22 protein-coding genes are annotated in these 19,202 nt (G+C 45.7%); 19 read left to right on the plus strand and 3 right to left on the minus strand.

Annotated features, from left to right (window positions below):
- Positions 1–6: 6 nt before the first annotated feature.
- The 6 genes from fliE to C9J47_RS24180 are packed head-to-tail and all read left to right on the plus strand — an operon-like array spanning position 7 to position 5,516.
- Complete coding sequence (gene fliE / locus C9J47_RS24155; protein ID WP_107256192.1) at positions 7–351, plus strand: flagellar hook-basal body complex protein FliE; 345 nt, start codon at positions 7–9, stop codon at positions 349–351.
- Positions 352–364: 13 nt separating this feature from the next.
- On the plus strand, positions 365–2,047 hold the full coding sequence (fliF, locus tag C9J47_RS24160; protein ID WP_107256194.1) for a flagellar basal-body MS-ring/collar protein FliF: 1,683 nt from the start codon (positions 365–367) through the stop codon (positions 2,045–2,047).
- Positions 2,034–3,041 (plus strand): flagellar motor switch protein FliG, encoded by a 1,008-nt coding sequence (gene fliG / locus C9J47_RS24165; protein WP_107256196.1) that lies wholly within the window; start codon positions 2,034–2,036, stop codon positions 3,039–3,041. Before fliF ends, fliG begins: the two co-directional genes overlap by 14 nt.
- A 2-nt stretch (positions 3,042–3,043) precedes the next feature.
- Entirely contained in the window at positions 3,044–3,745 is a 702-nt protein-coding gene (fliH, locus tag C9J47_RS24170) for a flagellar assembly protein FliH (protein ID WP_245903606.1), read from the plus strand.
- The gene (fliI, locus tag C9J47_RS24175) at positions 3,738–5,075 is read left to right on the plus strand and encodes a flagellar protein export ATPase FliI (protein ID WP_107256199.1); all 1,338 of its coding nucleotides are present in this window, start codon (positions 3,738–3,740) and stop codon (positions 5,073–5,075) included. Before fliH ends, fliI begins: the two co-directional genes overlap by 8 nt.
- A 6-nt stretch (positions 5,076–5,081) precedes the next feature.
- Positions 5,082–5,516, plus strand: coding sequence for a flagellar FliJ family protein (locus C9J47_RS24180; protein ID WP_107256201.1), 435 nt, complete (start codon positions 5,082–5,084; stop codon positions 5,514–5,516).
- 36 nt (positions 5,517–5,552) lie between these two features.
- Here C9J47_RS24180 and flgN read toward each other — a convergent pair whose 3' ends face one another.
- The 3 genes from flgN to flgA form a co-directional block, all read right to left on the minus strand.
- Complete coding sequence (gene flgN, locus C9J47_RS24185) at positions 5,553–5,987, minus strand: flagellar export chaperone FlgN (RefSeq protein ID WP_107256203.1); 435 nt, start codon at positions 5,985–5,987, stop codon at positions 5,553–5,555.
- A 38-nt stretch (positions 5,988–6,025) separates the two neighbouring features.
- On the minus strand, positions 6,026–6,298 hold the full coding sequence (gene flgM / locus C9J47_RS24190) for a flagellar biosynthesis anti-sigma factor FlgM (protein WP_245903608.1): 273 nt from the start codon (positions 6,296–6,298) through the stop codon (positions 6,026–6,028).
- Positions 6,299–6,400: 102 nt separating this feature from the next.
- Positions 6,401–7,120, minus strand: coding sequence for a flagellar basal body P-ring formation chaperone FlgA (flgA, locus tag C9J47_RS24195; RefSeq protein ID WP_245903610.1), 720 nt, complete (start codon positions 7,118–7,120; stop codon positions 6,401–6,403).
- Positions 7,121–7,260: 140 nt separating this feature from the next.
- Between flgA and flgB the strand changes: the two genes are divergently transcribed.
- The 13 genes from flgB to C9J47_RS27495 all read left to right on the plus strand — a co-directional run bounded on the left by flgB (position 7,261) and on the right by C9J47_RS27495 (position 18,941).
- Positions 7,261–7,638 (plus strand): flagellar basal body rod protein FlgB, encoded by a 378-nt coding sequence (gene flgB / locus C9J47_RS24200; RefSeq protein ID WP_107256209.1) that lies wholly within the window; start codon positions 7,261–7,263, stop codon positions 7,636–7,638.
- A 5-nt stretch (positions 7,639–7,643) separates the two neighbouring features.
- Positions 7,644–8,060 (plus strand): flagellar basal body rod protein FlgC, encoded by a 417-nt coding sequence (flgC, locus tag C9J47_RS24205; RefSeq protein WP_107256211.1) that lies wholly within the window; start codon positions 7,644–7,646, stop codon positions 8,058–8,060.
- A gap of 9 nt (positions 8,061–8,069) precedes the next feature.
- Complete coding sequence (locus tag C9J47_RS24210) at positions 8,070–8,744, plus strand: flagellar hook assembly protein FlgD (protein ID WP_107256213.1); 675 nt, start codon at positions 8,070–8,072, stop codon at positions 8,742–8,744.
- 64 nt (positions 8,745–8,808) lie between these two features.
- Positions 8,809–10,008, plus strand: a complete 1,200-nt coding sequence (gene flgE / locus C9J47_RS24215) for a flagellar hook protein FlgE (protein WP_107256215.1) — start codon at positions 8,809–8,811, stop codon at positions 10,006–10,008.
- A gap of 14 nt (positions 10,009–10,022) precedes the next feature.
- On the plus strand, positions 10,023–10,757 hold the full coding sequence (flgF, locus tag C9J47_RS24220; protein WP_107256217.1) for a flagellar basal-body rod protein FlgF: 735 nt from the start codon (positions 10,023–10,025) through the stop codon (positions 10,755–10,757).
- 59 nt (positions 10,758–10,816) lie between these two features.
- Positions 10,817–11,602 (plus strand): flagellar basal-body rod protein FlgG, encoded by a 786-nt coding sequence (flgG, locus tag C9J47_RS24225; RefSeq protein ID WP_107256220.1) that lies wholly within the window; start codon positions 10,817–10,819, stop codon positions 11,600–11,602.
- Between the two features lie 10 nt (positions 11,603–11,612).
- A complete protein-coding gene (flgH, locus tag C9J47_RS24230) occupies positions 11,613–12,272 on the plus strand; it encodes a flagellar basal body L-ring protein FlgH (protein ID WP_107256222.1) in 660 nt (219 codons plus the stop codon).
- Positions 12,272–13,381: a flagellar basal body P-ring protein FlgI gene (locus tag C9J47_RS24235; protein ID WP_170107572.1), complete on the plus strand. Its 1,110-nt coding sequence runs from the start codon at positions 12,272–12,274 to the stop codon at positions 13,379–13,381. Before flgH ends, C9J47_RS24235 begins: the two co-directional genes overlap by 1 nt.
- Positions 13,381–13,905 carry a rod-binding protein gene (locus C9J47_RS24240; protein ID WP_107256226.1) on the plus strand — a complete coding sequence of 175 codons (525 nt, stop codon included), beginning with the start codon at positions 13,381–13,383 and terminating at the stop codon, positions 13,903–13,905. Before C9J47_RS24235 ends, C9J47_RS24240 begins: the two co-directional genes overlap by 1 nt.
- The gene (gene flgK, locus C9J47_RS24245) at positions 13,902–15,308 is read left to right on the plus strand and encodes a flagellar hook-associated protein FlgK (RefSeq protein ID WP_107256228.1); all 1,407 of its coding nucleotides are present in this window, start codon (positions 13,902–13,904) and stop codon (positions 15,306–15,308) included. The genes C9J47_RS24240 and flgK overlap by 4 nt, the downstream gene beginning before the upstream one ends.
- 27 nt (positions 15,309–15,335) lie before the next feature.
- A complete protein-coding gene (gene flgL / locus C9J47_RS24250) occupies positions 15,336–16,250 on the plus strand; it encodes a flagellar hook-associated protein FlgL (RefSeq protein WP_107256230.1) in 915 nt (304 codons plus the stop codon).
- A gap of 55 nt (positions 16,251–16,305) precedes the next feature.
- Positions 16,306–17,391, plus strand: a complete 1,086-nt coding sequence (locus C9J47_RS24255; RefSeq protein WP_107256232.1) for a hypothetical protein — start codon at positions 16,306–16,308, stop codon at positions 17,389–17,391.
- Between the two features lie 308 nt (positions 17,392–17,699).
- On the plus strand, positions 17,700–18,941 hold the full coding sequence (locus C9J47_RS27495) for a flagellin N-terminal helical domain-containing protein (RefSeq protein WP_107256234.1): 1,242 nt from the start codon (positions 17,700–17,702) through the stop codon (positions 18,939–18,941).
- Positions 18,942–19,202 lie beyond the last annotated feature (261 nt).

Here is a 19,202-nt window from a genome sequence, read left to right on the forward strand (position 1 = left end):
GCTGTCATGCAAGACAATGTGATGAGCATGAATCTGCCATTAAGTCAGATGAGCGAAATTCAAGCGCAAATGAAAACGCTTGAACATATTCAGATCGCCCCTAACCCAATGACGGTTAATCAAGCGAATTCTGTCAATTTTACCGATGTTATTTCTCAGTCACTCAACAGTGTCGATCTGCAAGGCAAAGAAGCATCGGCTTTAATGACAGCGGTAGATACGGGAAAAAGTGATGATTTGGTCGGTGCCATGGTTGCCAGCCAAAAAGCCAGTCTTTCTTTTGCTGCTCTTGTGCAAGTACGAAACAAGCTGCTGACCGCCTATGACGATGTCATGAAAATGCCAGTTTAACGGGAACGTTTAAGTGACTGAATTAATGAAACAACGGCTGTCAGATATGGCGAGCCCTTCTGCGATGGGACGACTGCTTACGGGCACTCGTCTTATTGTGTTATTAGGCCTTATTGCTGCGTTAGTGACAACCGCCGTAGTGATTGGTTTGTGGCAAGGTAGTAGCCAGTACCGTCCATTGTATGGCGAACAAGAAAAATTTGACCGTAGCCAAGTGATTTCAGTTCTTGAGCAACAAGGAATGGATTACTACATCGAGCCTCAGGAAGGCAACGTGATGGTTGATCGCGATAGTGTAGGTAAAGCGCGTTTAGCGCTGGCCGCTGCGGGTATTGAAGCTCAATTACCAGCTGGACTTGACATTTTATCGCAAGATTCCAGTTTAGGGACTAGCCAGTTTATTGAAAATGCCCGTTATCGCCATGGTTTAGAAGGCGAACTAGCATTGAGCATTATGGCGTTAGATGCCATTACCAATGTGCGTGTGCACTTGGCTATTCCTAAAAAAACCTTGTTTGTGCGCCGAGAGAAAGAGCAGCCATCGGCATCGGTTGTTTTATCGTTAAGTTCTGGGCGTGAACTGACGACCGAGCAAGTGACCGCCATTGTTAATTTAGTGGCGGGCAGTGTGCCGGAACTTAATGCTGAACGCGTGAATGTTATTGACCAGCAAGGCCGATTATTGTCATCGGTGATTAACAGCGAAGGTAAACATAGCCGTAACAGCAGCAGTTATTTGGAATACGTCCAAAAGCTCGAACAAAGCTATATCAAACGTGCGGCGCGCATGCTGCGACCAATGGTGGGTATTGATAACTTCCAAGTGGAAGTGGCTGCCGATATTAATTATGACCGCACTGAAGCAACAGAAGAAAGCTATGCGCCTGATGGTTCGGTTCGCAATGAATTTAACACGGTAGATCGTCGTATCGGTAAAGCGGCCCAAGGTGTGCCTGGGGCATTAAGTAACCGTCCACCGGAAGATGGGGAAGAGGAAGATCCAAATGCCGGTAATGAACGCAGTGAATCATCCCGTGATTACGCCTTAGATCGCGTACTTAAACATACCCTATACCAACAAGGACAGGTGAAGAGTTTAAGCGTCTCTATCTTATTGAATGGTCAGCCAGATACCTTTCCCCCAGAGCAACTGGCAAACATCAAGCAATTGTTAGCCGATGCGATTGGGATCAATGAAGTTCGTGGCGATCAGTTCAGTGTCTTGGTTTATCCATTCACCAAAGCAGAAGCCAACCTATTGGCTGATGAGCCAGTATGGTGGATGCAGCTAATCTGGTTAGATTACTTACGCTATATATTATCTGCCGTTGTAGCATTGGTGATTTTGTTAGTGCTTGTACGTCCAGCGATTCGTCAGTTGTCTGGCAGTAACAAGTCGACAGCATTAACAGCCCCCAATGATAAGTTAGCCGCCATCACGGGTGAATCAGGCAGTGAAAATACAGCATTAAACAATGATACTAGCCCAGAAATTGAAGCTGTACCCGCGACCGAAAAAACAGAAATTACAAGCTTAAGCTCGGTTGTAACGAGTGAAAATTATCTAGAATTGCCAAGCCCTGAAACGGGACTAGAAGTGCAATCATCTTACCTTCAGATGTTATCTGAAAAAGAACCAGAGCGTGTTGCTCACGTCGTTAAACAATGGATTACGCCCAAAGATGATGACAACTGAGAATAACCTGAACATTGAACAAGCTGCGATCCTACTGTTGAGCATGGGTGAAAATGCGGCTGCTAATGTCTTAAAACAACTTGATCGCGAGCAAGTGCGCCAACTATCGATTGTTATGGCGAGTATTCCTGCGGTGAAAAAAGATCAGGCTGAACAAGTTTTTCAGCGTTTTTTTACTGACTTTCAAAGTGAATCTGGTATTTCAGGTGCTTCACGTACCTACCTTGAGCGAACGTTAAACAAGGCGCTAGGTCAGTCATTGTCTCAGCCATTGCTGGATTCGATCTATGGCGATTCACTGAAGCATAACTTGCAACGTTTGCAGTGGTTAGAGCCTGCAAAATTAGCGGAATTGATCTCCGGTGAACACCCACAGATGCAAGCGGTTTTTCTTGCTTATTTAGATCCTGACGTTGCCACTAATCTGCTGGACAGATTGCCGCCAGAAAACCTCGATGACTTGCTATATCGCTTAGCGAACCTGAAAGAAATTCACCCTAATATGATTGATGAAGTCCATGTTTTATTAGAGAAATTCTTAGCGCAGGTTGGGCAGCAAAATAGTACGATTGTTGATGGTTCACAGAAAGCGAGTGAAATCATCAATCGCCTGAAAGGTGAGCAAAGCCAGAAAGTAATGACAGGGCTAAAAGTACTTGATCCTGAGTTGGTTACGAAACTTGAGTCGCAAATGTACAACTTCAGTATATTGGTTCGCCAAACGGAAGAAACCCTTGAGCGCTTGGTTGAAGAGGTCGATCAAGAACTATTGGCAACGGCATTGAAAGGTTGCGAGCAAGCACTGCAAGATAAAATCTTCGCCACCATGCCAAAACGTGCCGCACAATACTTACGTGAAGCAATGGAAGGCAAAGGCCGCGTGCGTCTTAGTGCGGTGGAAGATGCGAGAGAGCAGCTTATTATTGCATTGCGCCAGCTGGCTGAAGCTGGTGAGGTTGAATTACAACTATTTAGCGAACCTGTTGTGGAGTAGTTATGAAGAAATCAGCAATGAATATTATTCATCCGCAATCGGGCCAATATCGCTCGTATCATTTTCCACCATTAGTTGAGCCGGAAGAAGATCTGTTTGGTGATGAAGGTGGTGGATCATATCAAGATGAATTTCATAATGGCTTTCAAGAAGGCCAAGAAAAAGGTCATGAGAAGGGCTATCAAGAAGGATTAGCGCAGGGACAGCAAGCGGGTCAGCAACAAGGTATTGAGCAGGGACGCCAGCAAGGTGTCCGTGAAGGTGTCGAGCAAGTCAGGCAGACTATGGGTGGAACAGTGAGTTCAGTAGATGACCTAATGCAGCAGGTTCAGCAGGTCTTTCATCAACATGTTCGTCTGCAAAGCGAAATGATTTGTGATTTGGTGCAGAAGGTTGCTCGTCAGGTTATTCGTGCTGAACTGACCTTAAAACCTAGTCAGATGGTGCATTTAATTGAAGAAACCCTCGCGCAAATGCCAGAGCAAAAACCAGATCTTGTGATTCATCTTAACCCCCAAGATTGCCAACGGTTGGTTGACTTAGTACCTGAGCAAATTGCAACTTGGAACTTAACGCCAGATGATAGTCTCGCCATCGGTAGCTGCCGTGTGGTGACGAAAGACTCTGAGGCCTTTTCTGATAGTGAAGAGCGTCTAGAGGCGTGTATGGATTCAGTTAAAGATAACTTGCTAACTAATGCGTGATTTATTCCAAGAGTTAAATGCTCGCCTATCTTTAGCTGTTGAGCATGTGCCTGATGTGCCTATCGCCCGAACCTACGGACGATTAACACGCATGGCAGGGTTAACATTGGAAGCGGTTGGTTGCCGTTTATGTACTGGTCAACGTTGTATGATTGAAACCGATCATGGCACCTTAGTGGAAGCTGAAGTGGTTGGTTTTGATCGTAATGCATCGGTATTGATGCCGATCCGCCATACCACTGGGTTACGGCCTGGTAGTCGAGTGTTTCCATTACACGGTGACAGCAAAATTAACGTTGGTTATAGCATGCTTGGCCGAGTCTTAAATGGCCTAGGTGAGCCATTAGATAGTCGTGGTCCCATTGCTGCCGATCAGCGGATAAACCTGCAAGGTGAAACGATTAACCCATTGCAGCGCTTACCTATTTCAACTCAGTTGGATGTTGGCGTCCGTGTCATTAATGGCATGCTCAGCGTTGGTAAAGGCCAGCGCATGGGGTTGTTTGCCGGCAGTGGTGTCGGTAAGAGTGTGCTGTTAGGCATGATGACCCGCAACACCACAGCAGAAATTACCGTGGTTGGGTTAATCGGTGAACGTGGTCGAGAAGTACGTGAGTTTATTGAGCATTCATTGGGCCCTGAAGGGATGAAGAATGCAGTAGTGATAGCATCGCCTGCCGATGATCCACCATTAATGCGTTTACGTGCTGCAATGCTCTGTCACCGTATTGCCGAGTTTTTTCGCGACCAAGGCCACGATGTATTGTTGCTAATGGATTCGTTAACCCGTTATGCCCAAGCTCAACGTGAGATAGCCTTGGCTGTTGGTGAGCCACCGGCAACCAAAGGGTATCCGCCTTCGGTGTTTAGCATGCTGCCTCAGCTTGTTGAGCGTGCGGGTAATGGTGCTACGGAAAAAGGCTCTATTACCGCGTTTTATACCGTGCTATCAGAAGGCGATGATCAGCAAGACCCAATAGCTGATGCCGCCCGAGCCATTTTGGATGGTCATATCGTTTTGAATCGTGAATTAGCCGAACAAGGTCATTACCCAGCAATTGATATTGAACAATCAATCAGCCGAGCAATGCCGCAAGTGGTTACTCCTGAGCAATTACAAAAAGCGCAACAAGTAAAGCAGTTGTATGCCCGTTATCGCCAAGTACAAGATTTAATCTCGCTGGGCGGATACCAGCAAGGGCAAGATCAAAACCTCGATATGGCAGTGCATTACTACCCTGAAATCTGTGGTTTCCTGCAGCAGGGAATGAATGAACGGATACTTCTTGCAGATAGTCAGCAGCAATTAATGCAGCTGGCCGGAGGGTAATAACCGATGATGAAGAGAGTCAAAATTGTTCAAAGTTGGCGTGATCAACAACAGCGACAATTTAATAAATTGCAACAGCAACAGGGACAGATCAATCAGCAAATGAATGCTCATCAACAAAGGTTATCGTTACTGGAAGATTTATCGGGGCAGTATTCTGTCGCCAGTGGTAGTCAGGCTTCGGCTTTATTATTGAAAGGCATAGGTCGTTTCCGGCATCAACTTGATAACCTGACTAACCTTCAACGTCAAGAACTTGCGTTATCGCAGGTTGAATTACGCAGTATGAATGAGCGGCTGGTCAAGCAGCATAGCCAAGTCCAAATGGGCAATAAGATCATTGATAAGCGGTTAACGAAAATTCAAAATCAGCGTGATAAGCAAGAGCAAAAAGTGCTCGATGAATTATCGATAATCCGCTTCTTTCACCGCCGTTCTTGAGCGGTACAGGCAATGCACATGATTCGTATATGAACATTAAATGTTTGGACTATAGCTGTATTGTTGTTGTGGTTTTAGCAGTTTATCCATCATTTGTTTTTGTTGTGCCAATAAACGGCCATTAGCATTATTCTGCTCTTGGCATTGCAGCGTAACGTCATACAATTGTTGCCATAATTGGCGAGCTTGCTGGCTATACTGGGGAGGTAAAGCGGCGAGTAAACACTTCATTCCTGCGTCATCGGCTGTCATACCTAATGCGATAAGGTGCTCACCACGGTGTTGTGCATGGTTATTTAATTGCTGCATTAACAGCTGAAGTTCGACGTTATGCGTAAGCAAGGCCTTACTGTCACGATTTTGTAATAGCAGCTGTTGATGCTTAAGTTGTTGAGCCAGCTGTTGATAGCTTTTCACATCCTGTGCCAGCTCAGTGATGAGTGCTTTAACCAGTTCAGCTTGAGTCGCCATGCATTGTTACCTTTATTAACGTATGTATTGTGTCGCTATTATTCGTTGTCTTGGTAAAAATCGAGCATGCTGCCAGCCAGATCATCAAGGTTAATTGATACCTTCCCTGCATTTAGCATTGCTTTCATTTCTGCAACTTTATTCATATCGATATCACTGGTTTTATCCATTGATTCTTTTGCCGACTGTAGCGATTTTAACTCACTGCTTAGCTCAACCTGCGCGACATTTGAAGTGCTAGGCTTTGCTGTTTTGTTCGTCACTTCCGGTGGTAAAACCATCGGCTGTGAATGCGATATTTTTCCAATCATAGGGTTCACATAAAACAGTAGTTGCGGTTATAGAGATAAGAGCGACCAGAGATAGAAACTCTTAAATTATTTTTCATTGCTCGAAGAGGAATAATACTAGCATCAAAAATTGGTTCGGACTTTTTGAGGCCCTACAATGATGGCATAAATTTCTTTTTGGGAAGACAGATTACGTACTCGAATCGAATCACCCTTCACGCCTGACTCCAAAGCTACCCCTTTCATTGTTGCATTCATTTTGCCAAATTTAGCCTCAATAAGCACTCCATCATTACGTTGCACGAGTTCCGGCAGCTCGACCATTCTTGGGCTAATGATTTTACCTGCAACAATCTTTCGTCGGCTCGTTAATCCGGTCAGCGCTTGTTTTGAGGTGAAATACCCGTGGCGTAAATACGCCACATTACTCCGCTTCATACTGAGCATTTTTGGGGTGATCTCTTGGTGACGATTTAAGGTCATTCTCGCGACAACTAACTGCCGATAAATCGCCACCTCGGCTTTTGCCCGGGCTTTCCAATAAGTCGGTTTCTGGCATTCCAATGTGATGGTTAATCGCCCTGCAGGTTGTAGTGGATCGCTCAAGGATTGGCTAACCGGAGTATTACAAGCAGGAATGTCGGATAGCGGCTGCAAGGTTATTTTGTAATCTTGGCTACCTAATGTTGCGGCATAACGACGAACATTTTTTTTCAGATAACGCTTAACCGCGCGTTCGGTCTTGGCGGTTGCTTCGCTGACTTGCTCTATGTGGTTGGTGGCAGCTTGCACTGTAGACGAGAGGAAACCGCCACCCATGATTAAGCTTGCAATTAGTACCATTTCCGATCGGAAGTGACACTTCCGCTTTATTGTTGGCCGCACGTTTTTTGCACCGTTAAGTTGCTAATATTAAACAAGTAAGCCATTGGCATGATTGTTGCTTGTTACTGGTTGGATTTCACCATCATGCGGTTTGTAGTATGGCAATAAATTTTGAGCAAGCGTTAGGGGTACACCCTAATACATTGGCGTTTCGAACACAACGCGCAAAAGTACTGGCAAGTAACCTCGCCAATGTTGATACCCCGAATTATAAGGCTCGTGATATCAGTTTTGAAGATGCGATGAGCCAAATCGCGGGTGAAGCAAGAGCAAAACATCAAGCTCGCTTCCGCTCACAATCACCAAAGACTGAATTGCTGTACCGCAATCCACAACAGCCAAGCCAAGATGGTAATACGGTCGAACTGGGAACTGAACAAGCAAAATTTGCCTCAAATGCCATGGCATTTGAAACCAGCATGAGCTTTTTGAATATGAAGATTAGCGGCTTAAAGCAGGCCATTAAGGGACAGTAATTACGATGTCATTTTCCACTATATACGACATTGCAGGTTCTGCGATGTCGGCTCAAACCATTCGCCTGAACACCGTGGCAAGTAACTTAGCCAATGCCGATGTTGTTTCTGGCTCAGATAAAACGGGCTATCACGCTAAGCGTCCTGTTTTTTCGACCGTGATGACTGATATGGATAGCCAGGTACCCGGTGCGAAAGTACAGGTTGATGATGTGATTGAAAGTACAGAGCCGTTGCGTCGCCGTTATGAACCCAATCACCCGAAAGCAAATAACGAGGGTTATGTGTTTCATTCTACGGTGAATGTAGTTGAAGAAATGGCTGACATGATGGCCGCCTCACGTAACTTTGAAACCAACGTTAATGTGATGAGCCGAGCGCGCAGCATGCAGCAAAGTATTTTACGTCTAGGCCAAAGTTAGGAGCCATAAATGAGTTTGCCCCACGTTAATACCGTTAACCAATACAGCCATGGTTCGACTGAACGAAACAGCCAGCAAGTGGCTGGTAATGGCATGAACCCATCAAGTAATGAGTTTCTTACCATGATGGTGGCACAGATCCAAAACCAGAACCCCCTTGAGCCTGCGGATGGTACGCAGTACCTCACCCAGCTTGGCATGATGTCGGCGGTGGAAAGTTTGGAAGGCGTCAAAACGGGCATGATGAACATGAACATCGGCATTACTAACCTTGAAATGCTTCAAGCCACCAATTTAGTGGGCAAGAAAGTATTAATGGAAGCAAATCAAGGTGTGGATGTTTCAGAAGGTCAAATCATTGATGGTCGTGTGCAGTTTGATCAACCAGCAGATACCGCCAAAGTTATGGTTTATAACGAAGAAGGGAAAGTGGTTGATGAAATTAAATTAGGGCCACAGGCTACTGGCATGGCTGAATTTAAAATTGATGGCGACAAGCTAGGAAAGGGGACTTATACCTTTGAAGTAGTTGCTGAAAAAGGTGATGACGCCTGGACCCAGAAAATGATGATTGCTGCCGACGTTGAATCGGTCAACATCCCTGCTGATGGTGGCACGATCATGCTGAGCTTAAAAGGCCTTGGCAAGATGTCTATGTTCGATATGCGTGAAATTACAGCTTAAAAGCATTAATTACAGCTCAAAACCATTAGAAAATTAAAAATAATTCAAAAAGGTAACAACTGTTATGTCTATGAATATCGGTATGAGTGGTCTGATAGCGACCTCTGAACAAATGAACTCTATCAGCCACAATATTGCGAATGTTGGTACGGCTGGTTATAAATCGTCACGTACTGAGTTCCAGGATATCTATGCGCCTGAGTTTGGTGGCGGTGAGATGAACGGTGTCGAAGTTGCCGCTATTCGTCAGAGCTTCAAAAACGGCACCACCACTCCAACAGGCCGTAACGGTGATTTGGCAATTAACGGTGAAGGTTTCTTCATGGTTGAAAATAATGGCCAAAATATGTTTACCCGTAATGGCGTATTTAACCTTGATAAAGATGGCAATTTAGTCGCAAGTGACGGCAGCCATCTGCAAGGTTATGGCGTGTCTGGCTCTGGTCAAATTCAAACGGGTACTATTACTGACCTCACGGTTGAGACGGGAGATATGCCGGCGCGAAGTTCAACAAAAGTGAATATGGAGGTGAATTTAGATGCGAATTCCCCTGTCATTGATCCCAAAACGCCATTTGATCCGGAAGACCCTTCGACATTTACCTCAAGTGCAACCACGACGGTGTATGACTCGTTAGGTGCCGAGCATGAAGTGACGCAGTATTACGTTAAAACCGCTGATAACGCGTGGGATGTTAACTATGTTGTTGACGGTGATAAAGCAAGTGCTCAGAAAACAACATTGGCCTTTGATGATAAGGGCAAATTAACGACAAATAGTAGTTTTGATTTAGCATTCACGCCAAAGAATGGTTCAGCTGATCAGACAATTAAATTTGATGCAGCAGAAACTACCCAGTTTGGTAAGGAATTTGCCATTACCAAAAACAGCCAAGATGGCCACGCACCCGGTCAGGTTGCGGGTTGGTACTTTGAAGGCGATGGTCGCGTATTTGCCCGTTATTCTAACGGCCAGACCAAAGTACAAGGCCAGGTTTCGCTGGCTCGATTCCCGAACCAGGAAGGTTTGCAGCAAGCGGGTAACACCCGTTGGACCCAAAGTTTCTCTTCAGGTGCAGCACTGGTGGGTGCAGCAGGTACCGGTCAGCTCGGTAATGTTCGTACTGGTATGTATGAAAACTCGAACGTTGATTTGAGTAGTGAAATGGTCAATTTGATGTCGGCACAAAGTAACTATCAAGCGAATGCCAAAACCATCAAAGTGGCTCAGGAAATGACTCAAATTCTGTTCCAGAACCTGTAATCGGAGCCTAGCAAATGGATAAGATGTTATTTACTGCCATGTCGGGCGCGAGCCGCGTAATGATGGCGCAGCAAGTGCATGCTAATAACCTCGCTAACGTCAACACTGCAGGTTTTCGTGCCGATATTGAACAGGCTGAAAGTGTGGCAGTAAAAGGTAATGGTTTTGAGACCCGAACCTTGGTCGCAGCGCGAGCGGGTGGTACCGACTTTTCACAGGGTGCCTTACAGCATACTGATAATCCATTTGATATGGCGATTCGTGGTGACGGTTTTTTTGCGGTTGAAGCCGGAGACAATGACGAAGCGTATACCCGCACAGGTAACTTCCACTTAGACGCTGAAGGCACATTGCTGTTGGGCGACCGCCCTGTTTTGGGTACGGGTGGCCCTATCGTGATCCCTGAATATCAACAGTTAGATGTCGGTGCTGATGGCACGATTTCTATCGTACCGTCAGGTAGTAGCTTGGTTCAGGAAGTGGGCCAATTAAAGCTGGTGAAGCCAGATTTAGCGAATTTGCATAAAAGCGAAGATGGTTTATTCCGTGTCGCTGGGCAAGGGGGTCAGGCTGAAGCGGATGAGAACGTAACCGTCGCTTCTGGTTACATTGAAACCAGTAACGTCAATGCGGTTGAATCGATGATTAATAACATGTCTTTGTCTCGAAATTTTGAATTTCAAATCAAAATGATGAAAACCGCGGAAGACTTAGCAAGCGCGGGTAACCGAATTGTTCGCGGTAGCTAATCCATCTCCGTTAATAAAACAGTTCGTAGAGAAAATAGTATTTTTCAGGAGTAATACACATGCACGCAGCTCTTTGGGTCAGTAAAACTGGTCTGGCGGCACAAGATACCCAAATGCAGGTTATTTCAAATAACCTGGCAAACGTCAATACAGTTGGCTTTAAACAAGATCGCGCTGTATTTGAAGATCTGTTTTATCAAATGAAGAAACAGCCAGGTGCAATGACCGACCAGCAAAATGAAAACCCAGGCGGTCTTCAGTTAGGTAACGGCGTACGCACCGTTGGTACTCAAAAGCTGATGAAAACGGGGGCTTACCAAAATACCGAACAACCAACCGATTTAGCGGTGCTGGGTTCTGGCTTTTTCCAAATTGAGCTGGCCGATGGTAATACTGGTTATACCCGTAATGGTCAGTTCCACCGCAACTCAGAAGGCATGATGGTGACGGCTGCGGGTTTACCGTTAATGCCAAACATCGAAATCCCGGAAAATGCGACTAACTTCAGTGTTGGAACCGATGGCATGGTCACCATCTCAACCGCTGATGATCCGCAACCGCAAGAAATCGGTCAGGTTACTTTAGCGAACTTTGCCAACCCTGCGGGCTTACAGTCGCTGGGCGGTAACTTGTTTAAAGAAACTGGCGCATCGGGCGCACCGATTGAAGGTGTGGGTGGTGAAGATGGATTAGGTCAAATTAGTCAGTTTAGCCTTGAAGGTTCAAACGTTAACGTTGTTGAAGAAATGGTTAATATGATCACGACTCAACGTGCGTATGAAATGAATGCCAAAGTGGTCTCAAGTGCCGATCAAATGCTGAAATTTGTCAGTCAATCAATGTGAGTATAGCGGCATGTTACGCGTTATTTTTTTACTCGGTATGTTATTTCTGACGGGTTGTGCGCCGGTGTCAAGCTTTGTTGAGGTGCAGCCGAAAGAGAATGTGCCTGCCATGGAGCTTCCCGAATATATTATTGATCCTGATGGCAGTTTATTCAGTGCCAACTATAGCATGGCACTGTTTCAGGATCGCCGAGCCTTTCGTATCGGAGATATCTTAACGGTTGATCTCTCTGAGCAGACTCGCTCCAGTAAGAAAGCAGATACCAGTTATGGTAAAGACAGTAATCTCGGGATTGCCGCGCCAATGATTGCTGGAAAATTACAACCGAAAGGGCAATTTTCCATAGATGCTGAGCGTGACTTTAAAGGCACATCATCAAGCTCACAGCAAAACTCACTGTCGGGCAGTATTACCGTGATGGTGGTAGACGTGTTGCCTAATGGCGTACTGCGGATCCGTGGTGAAAAATGGCTGAAGCTCAATCAGGGCGATGAATATATTCGCTTGTCAGGTCTCGTACGTGTCGATGATATCGACGGTACGAACCGCGTGTCTTCCCAACGTTTGGGTGATGCCCGAATTACCTATTCTGGCCGAGGTGCACTCGCGGATGCGAATGAAGCTGGCTGGTTATCTCGATTCTTTAATAGCTCTTGGTTCCCAATTTAATGGTTATAAAAAAACACCTTATTGGTTTACTCCTTATTCTGTGCCCGTTATCGCTTCAAGCGCAACCATTGTTCAGTGTGGTTGATATTCAGGGAATTCGTGAGAACCAACTCGTCGGTTATGGCTTAGTGGTGGGCTTAAGTGGCACCGGGGACAAAAGTCAGACCAAATTTACCTCACAGTCGGTTAAAAACATGCTGAGCCAGTTTGGTGTTCAGTTACCATCGAATGTCGATCCAAAATTAAAGAACGTCGCAGCAGTGGCGGTTAATGCCACTCTTCCAGCCCTTGCTAGTAAAGGTCAGTCACTGGATATCACCGTGTTATCGATTGGTGACGCAAAAAGCTTGCGTGGCGGTACTTTGTTGCTTACTCCGTTAAAAGGGGCCGATGGTCAGATCTATGCCATTGCACAAGGTAACTTAGTTGTTGGTGGGGTAGTCGCGCAAGGCAGTAGTGGTAGCGGTATCACCATTAATGTTCCCACCGCGGGCTTAATTCCCAATGGCGGTATTATTGAACGTGAAATTTCATCTTCGTTTTTAAGCGCTTCAACGGTTGTTCTTAACTTGAAGAAACCTGGATTTAACACGGCGCGAAATATCGAAAAGGGGATCAACGAACTCTTTGGTCCCGATGTTGCTTTGGCACAAAGCCATGCACGTATTAATGTTCGTGCCCCGCATGATCCGAGTCAGCGGGTGACATTTTTGGCGATGCTTGAAAATTTAGACATTGAAACTGGCCCTCGCCCTGCGCGGGTGGTGTTTAATGCCCGAACCGGCACCATTGTGGTGGGGAAAAATGTCAAAGTACATACCGCTGCAGTAAGTCACGGTAACCTGACGGTGAGCGTGATGGAAAGCTCCAATGTTAGCCAACCGAATGCGTTTGGCCGTGGCAATACAGCGATAACACCTGAATCGGATGTGTCGATCGATCAAGAACGTGGCAAAGTATTTATCTGGCCTGACAGCGATGAAGGTACCTCGCTGCAAACGATTGTCGATGCAGTTAACAGCCTTGGCGCTACCCCCAACGATCTAATGGCTATTTTAATCGCATTAGATGAAGCGGGTGCACTAGATGGTGAGTTGGTGGTGTTGTAATGAAAATTGTTGATAGTGAAAATAACCCCACGCTGTATAACGACCTAACCAGTATTCAGAACATCAAAGCCAATTCCAATAAGCAAGAAGCGTTAGAACAGGCCGCAGGGCAGTTTGAAGCGGTGTTTTTACAAACAGTATTGAAGCACATGCGTCAGGCATCTGATGCGATGCAAGATGAAGAAGACGGCTTATTTAATAGCCGTCAGCAAAAGTTCTATCGTTCGATGCACGACAGCCAGATTGCGGTTGAAATGAGTCAGCAGCAGAGCTTGGGCATTGCAGACATGTTGATTAAGCAACTGGGTCAACATGAAGCATTTAAGCCACAGCAACAACTGGTCGCTGTTAATTTACAGGGCGAGGCGATGCCTTCAGGGGCCCATTTACCGTCAGCGGCGGTGAGTCCGGTATTCAATGAAACCGATCGTCCTTACAGTAAAGCATCGCAGCCACATTGGTGGCGAGATAGCACGCCCTTATCTCTGCAACTTAATAACCATTTTGATGACGAAGAATTATGAGCTTAATTAATATCGGTTTATCAGGCTTGAATGCCGCCAATGCGGGGCTTTCAGTCACATCACATAACATTGCTAACGCGATGACGCCCGGTTTCAGCCGCCAGCGTGTCGGCTTTGGCGCCCAGGTGAGTGCGGGCTCTCAGGGGGCTGGTGTCGGTGTCAGCAGTGTCGAGCGTATGGCCGATAATTATCTTAATCAGCAGATCTATAAACAGAACGGCTCATGGGGATTCAATAAAATCAGCTCTCAATATATGCAGAAAACCGAGAGCCTACTCAATAATGCCAGCACCAATCTTAATACCGGTCTCGATCGTTTTTACGCGGCATTAAGTGAAGCGTCAGCCGCCCCGCAAGATATCGCATTTCGTCAGACCATTGTTAGCCAAAGCGAATCGATGGTGCAGCGTTTCAACAACCTGAGCTCGCAGCTTGATGGCCAAACCAAGCAAGTAAGCGGGCAGTTAGACGCTACAGTTTCTGAAGCCAATACCTTAATGGCGGGCATTGCCAGCATGAACGAAAGTATTCGTGATGCCGGTGTCAGTGGTAAAAGTATGACTGACTTGCTCGATGCAAGAGACGAATCTGTTCGCCAGCTATCGGCACTGGTAGATGTGAATACGACTTACAATGACGACGGCACAATTAGCCTCTCCTTAGACAAAGGGCAACCGTTAGTTAGCGGTAGCAGTGCCAGTGTGCTGAAAAAAGACAATGACGGTTCATTAGCATTGCAACGTGGTAATGGCACTTTAGCGCTCGATGGTAATATCGGTGGCACCATTGGTGGTTTGATTGACTATCGTGATGGTGAGCTTAACGAGCTGCAACGTGAATTAGATGTGATGGCATACAGTTTTGCCACTCAGTTTAATGAAGCACATCAAGCGGGCTTTGATCTTAATGGTGATCCGGGTAAGGCGGTATTTGGTGGGGTTGATAGCATTGACGGTGCTGCTAAGAATTTAACGCTATTGGTTGATGATCCTAATCAACTGGCTTTTGCTGCAAAGGCTGATGAACCCGGCAACAGTGAAAATCTGCAACAGCTGATTGAACTAAAAAATACACCAGTATCGATTGATCAGACCAAACTCAGTATTAAAGATGCTGAAACCTACCAGATAGCTATCGCGAAATTAGAGGGTAAATCTCTCAATAACGGTTACACCGGTTTAACCGGTGACTGGGCGATCAAAACCGCACAGATTGAAGCTGATACTGAAGCCTCTAAATCATTGGTGGGGCAAGCTCAGGGGGAACGCGACAGCATCAGCGGGGTAAACCTCGATGAAGAAGCCGCGAGTATCATGACTTATACCCAGATGTATCAGGCCAATGCGAAAGTAATTTCAACTGCGCAACAGTTGTTTGATGTCACCCTATCGATGTTTCGTTAATCGGTATTAAAGTAAAAGGAAAGAGAGATGCGTTTAAGTACAGCTCAGCTTAATACCGTTATGCTAACCAGCATGCAAAGTTCGACAACCGGGGTGAACAAATCATTTATGCAGCTGAACTCGGGTGAAAAGATGCTTAAACCATCTGATGATCCGCTGGGTTCGGTACAGTTAATGATGCTAGATCGCGAACAGGCCAATATCGGTCAGTTCCAGAAGAACATTACCAACCTTGAAGCGCAACTGGGTAAGACTGAATCACATCTTGATGCGTCAAATAACGCGGTATTGCGCGTACAAGAGTTGGTCACCAGTGTACTGAATGCCAGTAACAGTACAGTGGAAGGACGTGAAGCCATCGCGACTGAATTAGAATCGTTGCTTGATCAGTTAGCCGATACTGCAAACAGTAAAAACCCCAATGGTGATTACATTTTTGCAGGCACCAAGACAGATACCCAGCCAATCACTAAAGATCCGGCAACCGGTAAGTATGTTTACAATGGCAATGGTGATCAACGGATGGTAAAAGTGGCCGAATCGATGAGTATTCCGGCTAACCAGACCGCAGAAGATATTTTCTTTAACGGTGGAAGTGATATATTCAACACCCTTGACAAAACCATCGCTGATCTGCGTAATCCGGCAATTGAAGGTGCCAGCTTAACGGCTAGCGTAACAGCGGCTCAAAGTGATATTGATAGCACATTAAATTCAATCAACCGAGCCTGGACAGACGTCGGTGGTCAGCGTAATGCCTTGACCATGGTGCAAGGTTCTCACGAAGATAACAAATTGGTGAACAGTAAGTTGATCGGTGATGTAAAAGATTTGGATTACAGTGAAGCTATTTTAGAGATGAACTCTCAAATGGCCGCGTTGCAAGCCACACAGATGACCTATAGCAAAATCCAGAATTTATCCCTGTTTAAATTGATGTAACTGGGGTCACCCGAATGAGCTAGAACAGGCTCAGCCAACAGAAGATGAGGCCACCTTGGTTAATCAAATAACCTCCAGTCATAGTACGCTGCGCAGTAGTGATAGTACCCAAACCGATCGCATTGCGAAGCAACAGCCCGTTGCTGCTGTTGCGAAAGTTGTAGAAAAAAAAGCCAAACAAGAACAACAGCACTCGGCGACAAGCGGTAAGAAGCGCAGTTTATTGGTGCAAACCAGCCAGGCGCACCAACAAGCTGCGCAAGCACAAAGTGCGCAAAAAGCCCTGCAAAATGCCAATGATATGCTGGGCCAGTTACGCCAGTTAGCGCGCCGTTCGCTGAATACGCAAGAAGGTAAAAAAGATCAGCTGCAGCAGTCGCTTCATCAGTTGAAGAATAAACTGACTAAGCTGACACGTGAAGCCAAATATGAAGGCGAGCCAGTACTGCATCACGATCTTACTCCACGCTTGAGTGGCGAACAGCACAGAGAAGAATTTTCATTTAAAGGCATGCGCTTAAATACCTTGCGCCAACAAGATGAAGTTTTACGCTTTCAGTTTGACTCTGGTGTGCCAAGTTCAGTTCGTAGCCGCATTGATAATGATGAAAGCAATCATGAGATTGCCGAGAAGCTTAATAAAGCATTTGCTCCGCGCAGTATTCAGGTAGAAGTTGATAAATACGGTGATTTGGCCTTCAATGTCCCCAAGTCGCAGTGGCCAGAAATCAAAAAAGGCATCTGGATGTCTGGTGGCGGGCAAATTTTACCAGCAGGCAACCCCATAAAAGCCAAGCTTGAACAGCGTGATAAAACCGCGATCGAACCGCAAGACTTAGAATTTGGCAAACCACAGTCAACTCGCAAGGCGCTGGCCGATATTGAACGCATGATGCAAAAAGTGCAGCAATCATTGGCACATATTACTAAGGTACAGCAGCAGGTGAGCCAAGATTTAGAACAATTGGTGGCAACCAATATGATGAAGTCTGGGGTAATAAACGACGAAGGGGTCATTGAAGCCAGTTGGTTAGCAGCGCCGAACAATGTTTCTTTGCAGCTGCTTGATAACGCGGTACCGACTTTGCTCGCCCAGGCCAATGCCTCGCGCCATAATGTGGTGGCATTGCTAGAGCCCTAGCCGTCATTGATCTGACATGAATTTAACGTTCTTACTACGACATCAGTCGTGACATAAAAAAGCGAGCCTCTGGTTCGCTTTTTGCTTTTTGCCACTCGCCAATAAGTGCTCTGCCTTGAACTTTGGCAGTAATGTCACTCTTACTTAGGTTTATTATCAAGAAAGTGAAAAAAGTGTTTAAGCAATTAAAAAAGTGGGTCGCATTAGTAAGGTAACGACAGAGAAGCAGTATCTTCATCGCCCCGATAGAGATGTTGCTTGTTTAATTAAAAATAACATTTTTATACCGAATTAAAGGAAGACTTATCATGGCGATGTCCATCAACACTAACTTTGCATCAATGAATGCTCAGCGTAACCTGCAAACTACTCAGGGTTCACTAAACGGTTCACTAGAGCGTCTATCTACTGGTTTACGTATTAACAGCGCAAAAGATGATGCTGCGGGCCTGCAGATTGCTAACCGTATGGATTCTCAGGTTAGCGGCCTGAAAGTAGCACAGCGTAACGCCAACGATGGCATCTCTATGGCGCAAACTGCTGAAGGTTCTCTGCAAGAGTACACTAACATTCTGCAGCATATGCGTGATCTGTCTGTGCAGTCTAAGAACGGTACTAACTCAGAATCTGACCGTAAAGCATTGGATAAAGAATTCAGTGCGATGACTAAAGAATTGGATCGTATCAAAGACACCACTACCTTCGGTAAAGGCGAGAAGTTATTTGACAAGCTGGGCGCTGGTGTTGATTTCCAAGTCGGCGCAGAAGTTGATGTGAAAGTGAATGATCCAGCAGTGATGACTGAGGCTAATTCAAAGATAGTTTCTGCTGAAGTTAAAGCTGCGCTTGGTGGTATTGATGATACAAAGTTAGCTGCCTTTAACACAGCTGCGGGAGTAGTTGGTTCTGGTACTGCAGGTACTCCTGTGAAATTAACGCAAGCTCAGGCAGATAGTCTAAACGAAGTCTTAGGTGCCGGTTCATTTGCTAAAGATCAAGACGTTGTAGCTGGCACTGGTTCATTTACAGCAGATCAGCAAAAGTTAGTTGACCTAGCTACTGCTGCTGCTGCTGATATTAAGCTCGACGGTACTGGTTTCACTGCTGATGCATCAGGTGTTGGGGCTAATGACTTGACTGCAATGAAAACAGCAATGGACGCTGCGGGTGTCTCAAGTTCTGCTTTTTCATCTGATGCTAACGTAATTCAAGTGAAAATCGACAGCGACTCATTGGATACGTCAAAGTTAGGTAATGTCTTAACGGCTGCTGATTCAGGTCTAGCGATGGATGCTATCGATGATATGATCGATAACGTGGGTTCTATCCGTGCTGAGCTGGGTTCTACCCAAAACCGTTTCAGTTCTACTATCAATAACCTTGGCAACATCGCAGAGAACATGTCTGTTGCTAAAGGCCGTATCATGGATGCAGACATCGCGGCAGAATCTGCCAACATGACTAAGCAAAACACCATGATGCAAGCGGGTATTACAGTGCTTTCACAAGCAAACCAGATGCCAAGCATGGTTTCTCAGCTACTACGTTAATTTTCGTAGTCAGCCTGTGGTAAGCCACGGTTTATCACACCTACCAGAGCGGAAGTATTACTTCCGCTTTCTTTTTATCTGGCCTTTATAAAACCGACCACACCCTTTAAAACCAACAATTTAAATGTGGTATGTTTTTTGCTTGTTGTCGTTAGCGTAATGGCTTGTGCACTATATCGCGCAGCATGCACTATAGGCGATTAAAGCTGAAATAGGCAAATATTCTCCTTGGCGGAGATTCAAGTTGGCGGAGAGTAAATC

The sequence above is a fragment of the Photobacterium indicum genome (assembly GCF_003026215.1).
Taxonomy (GTDB): Bacteria; Pseudomonadota; Gammaproteobacteria; order Enterobacterales; family Vibrionaceae; genus Photobacterium; species Photobacterium indicum.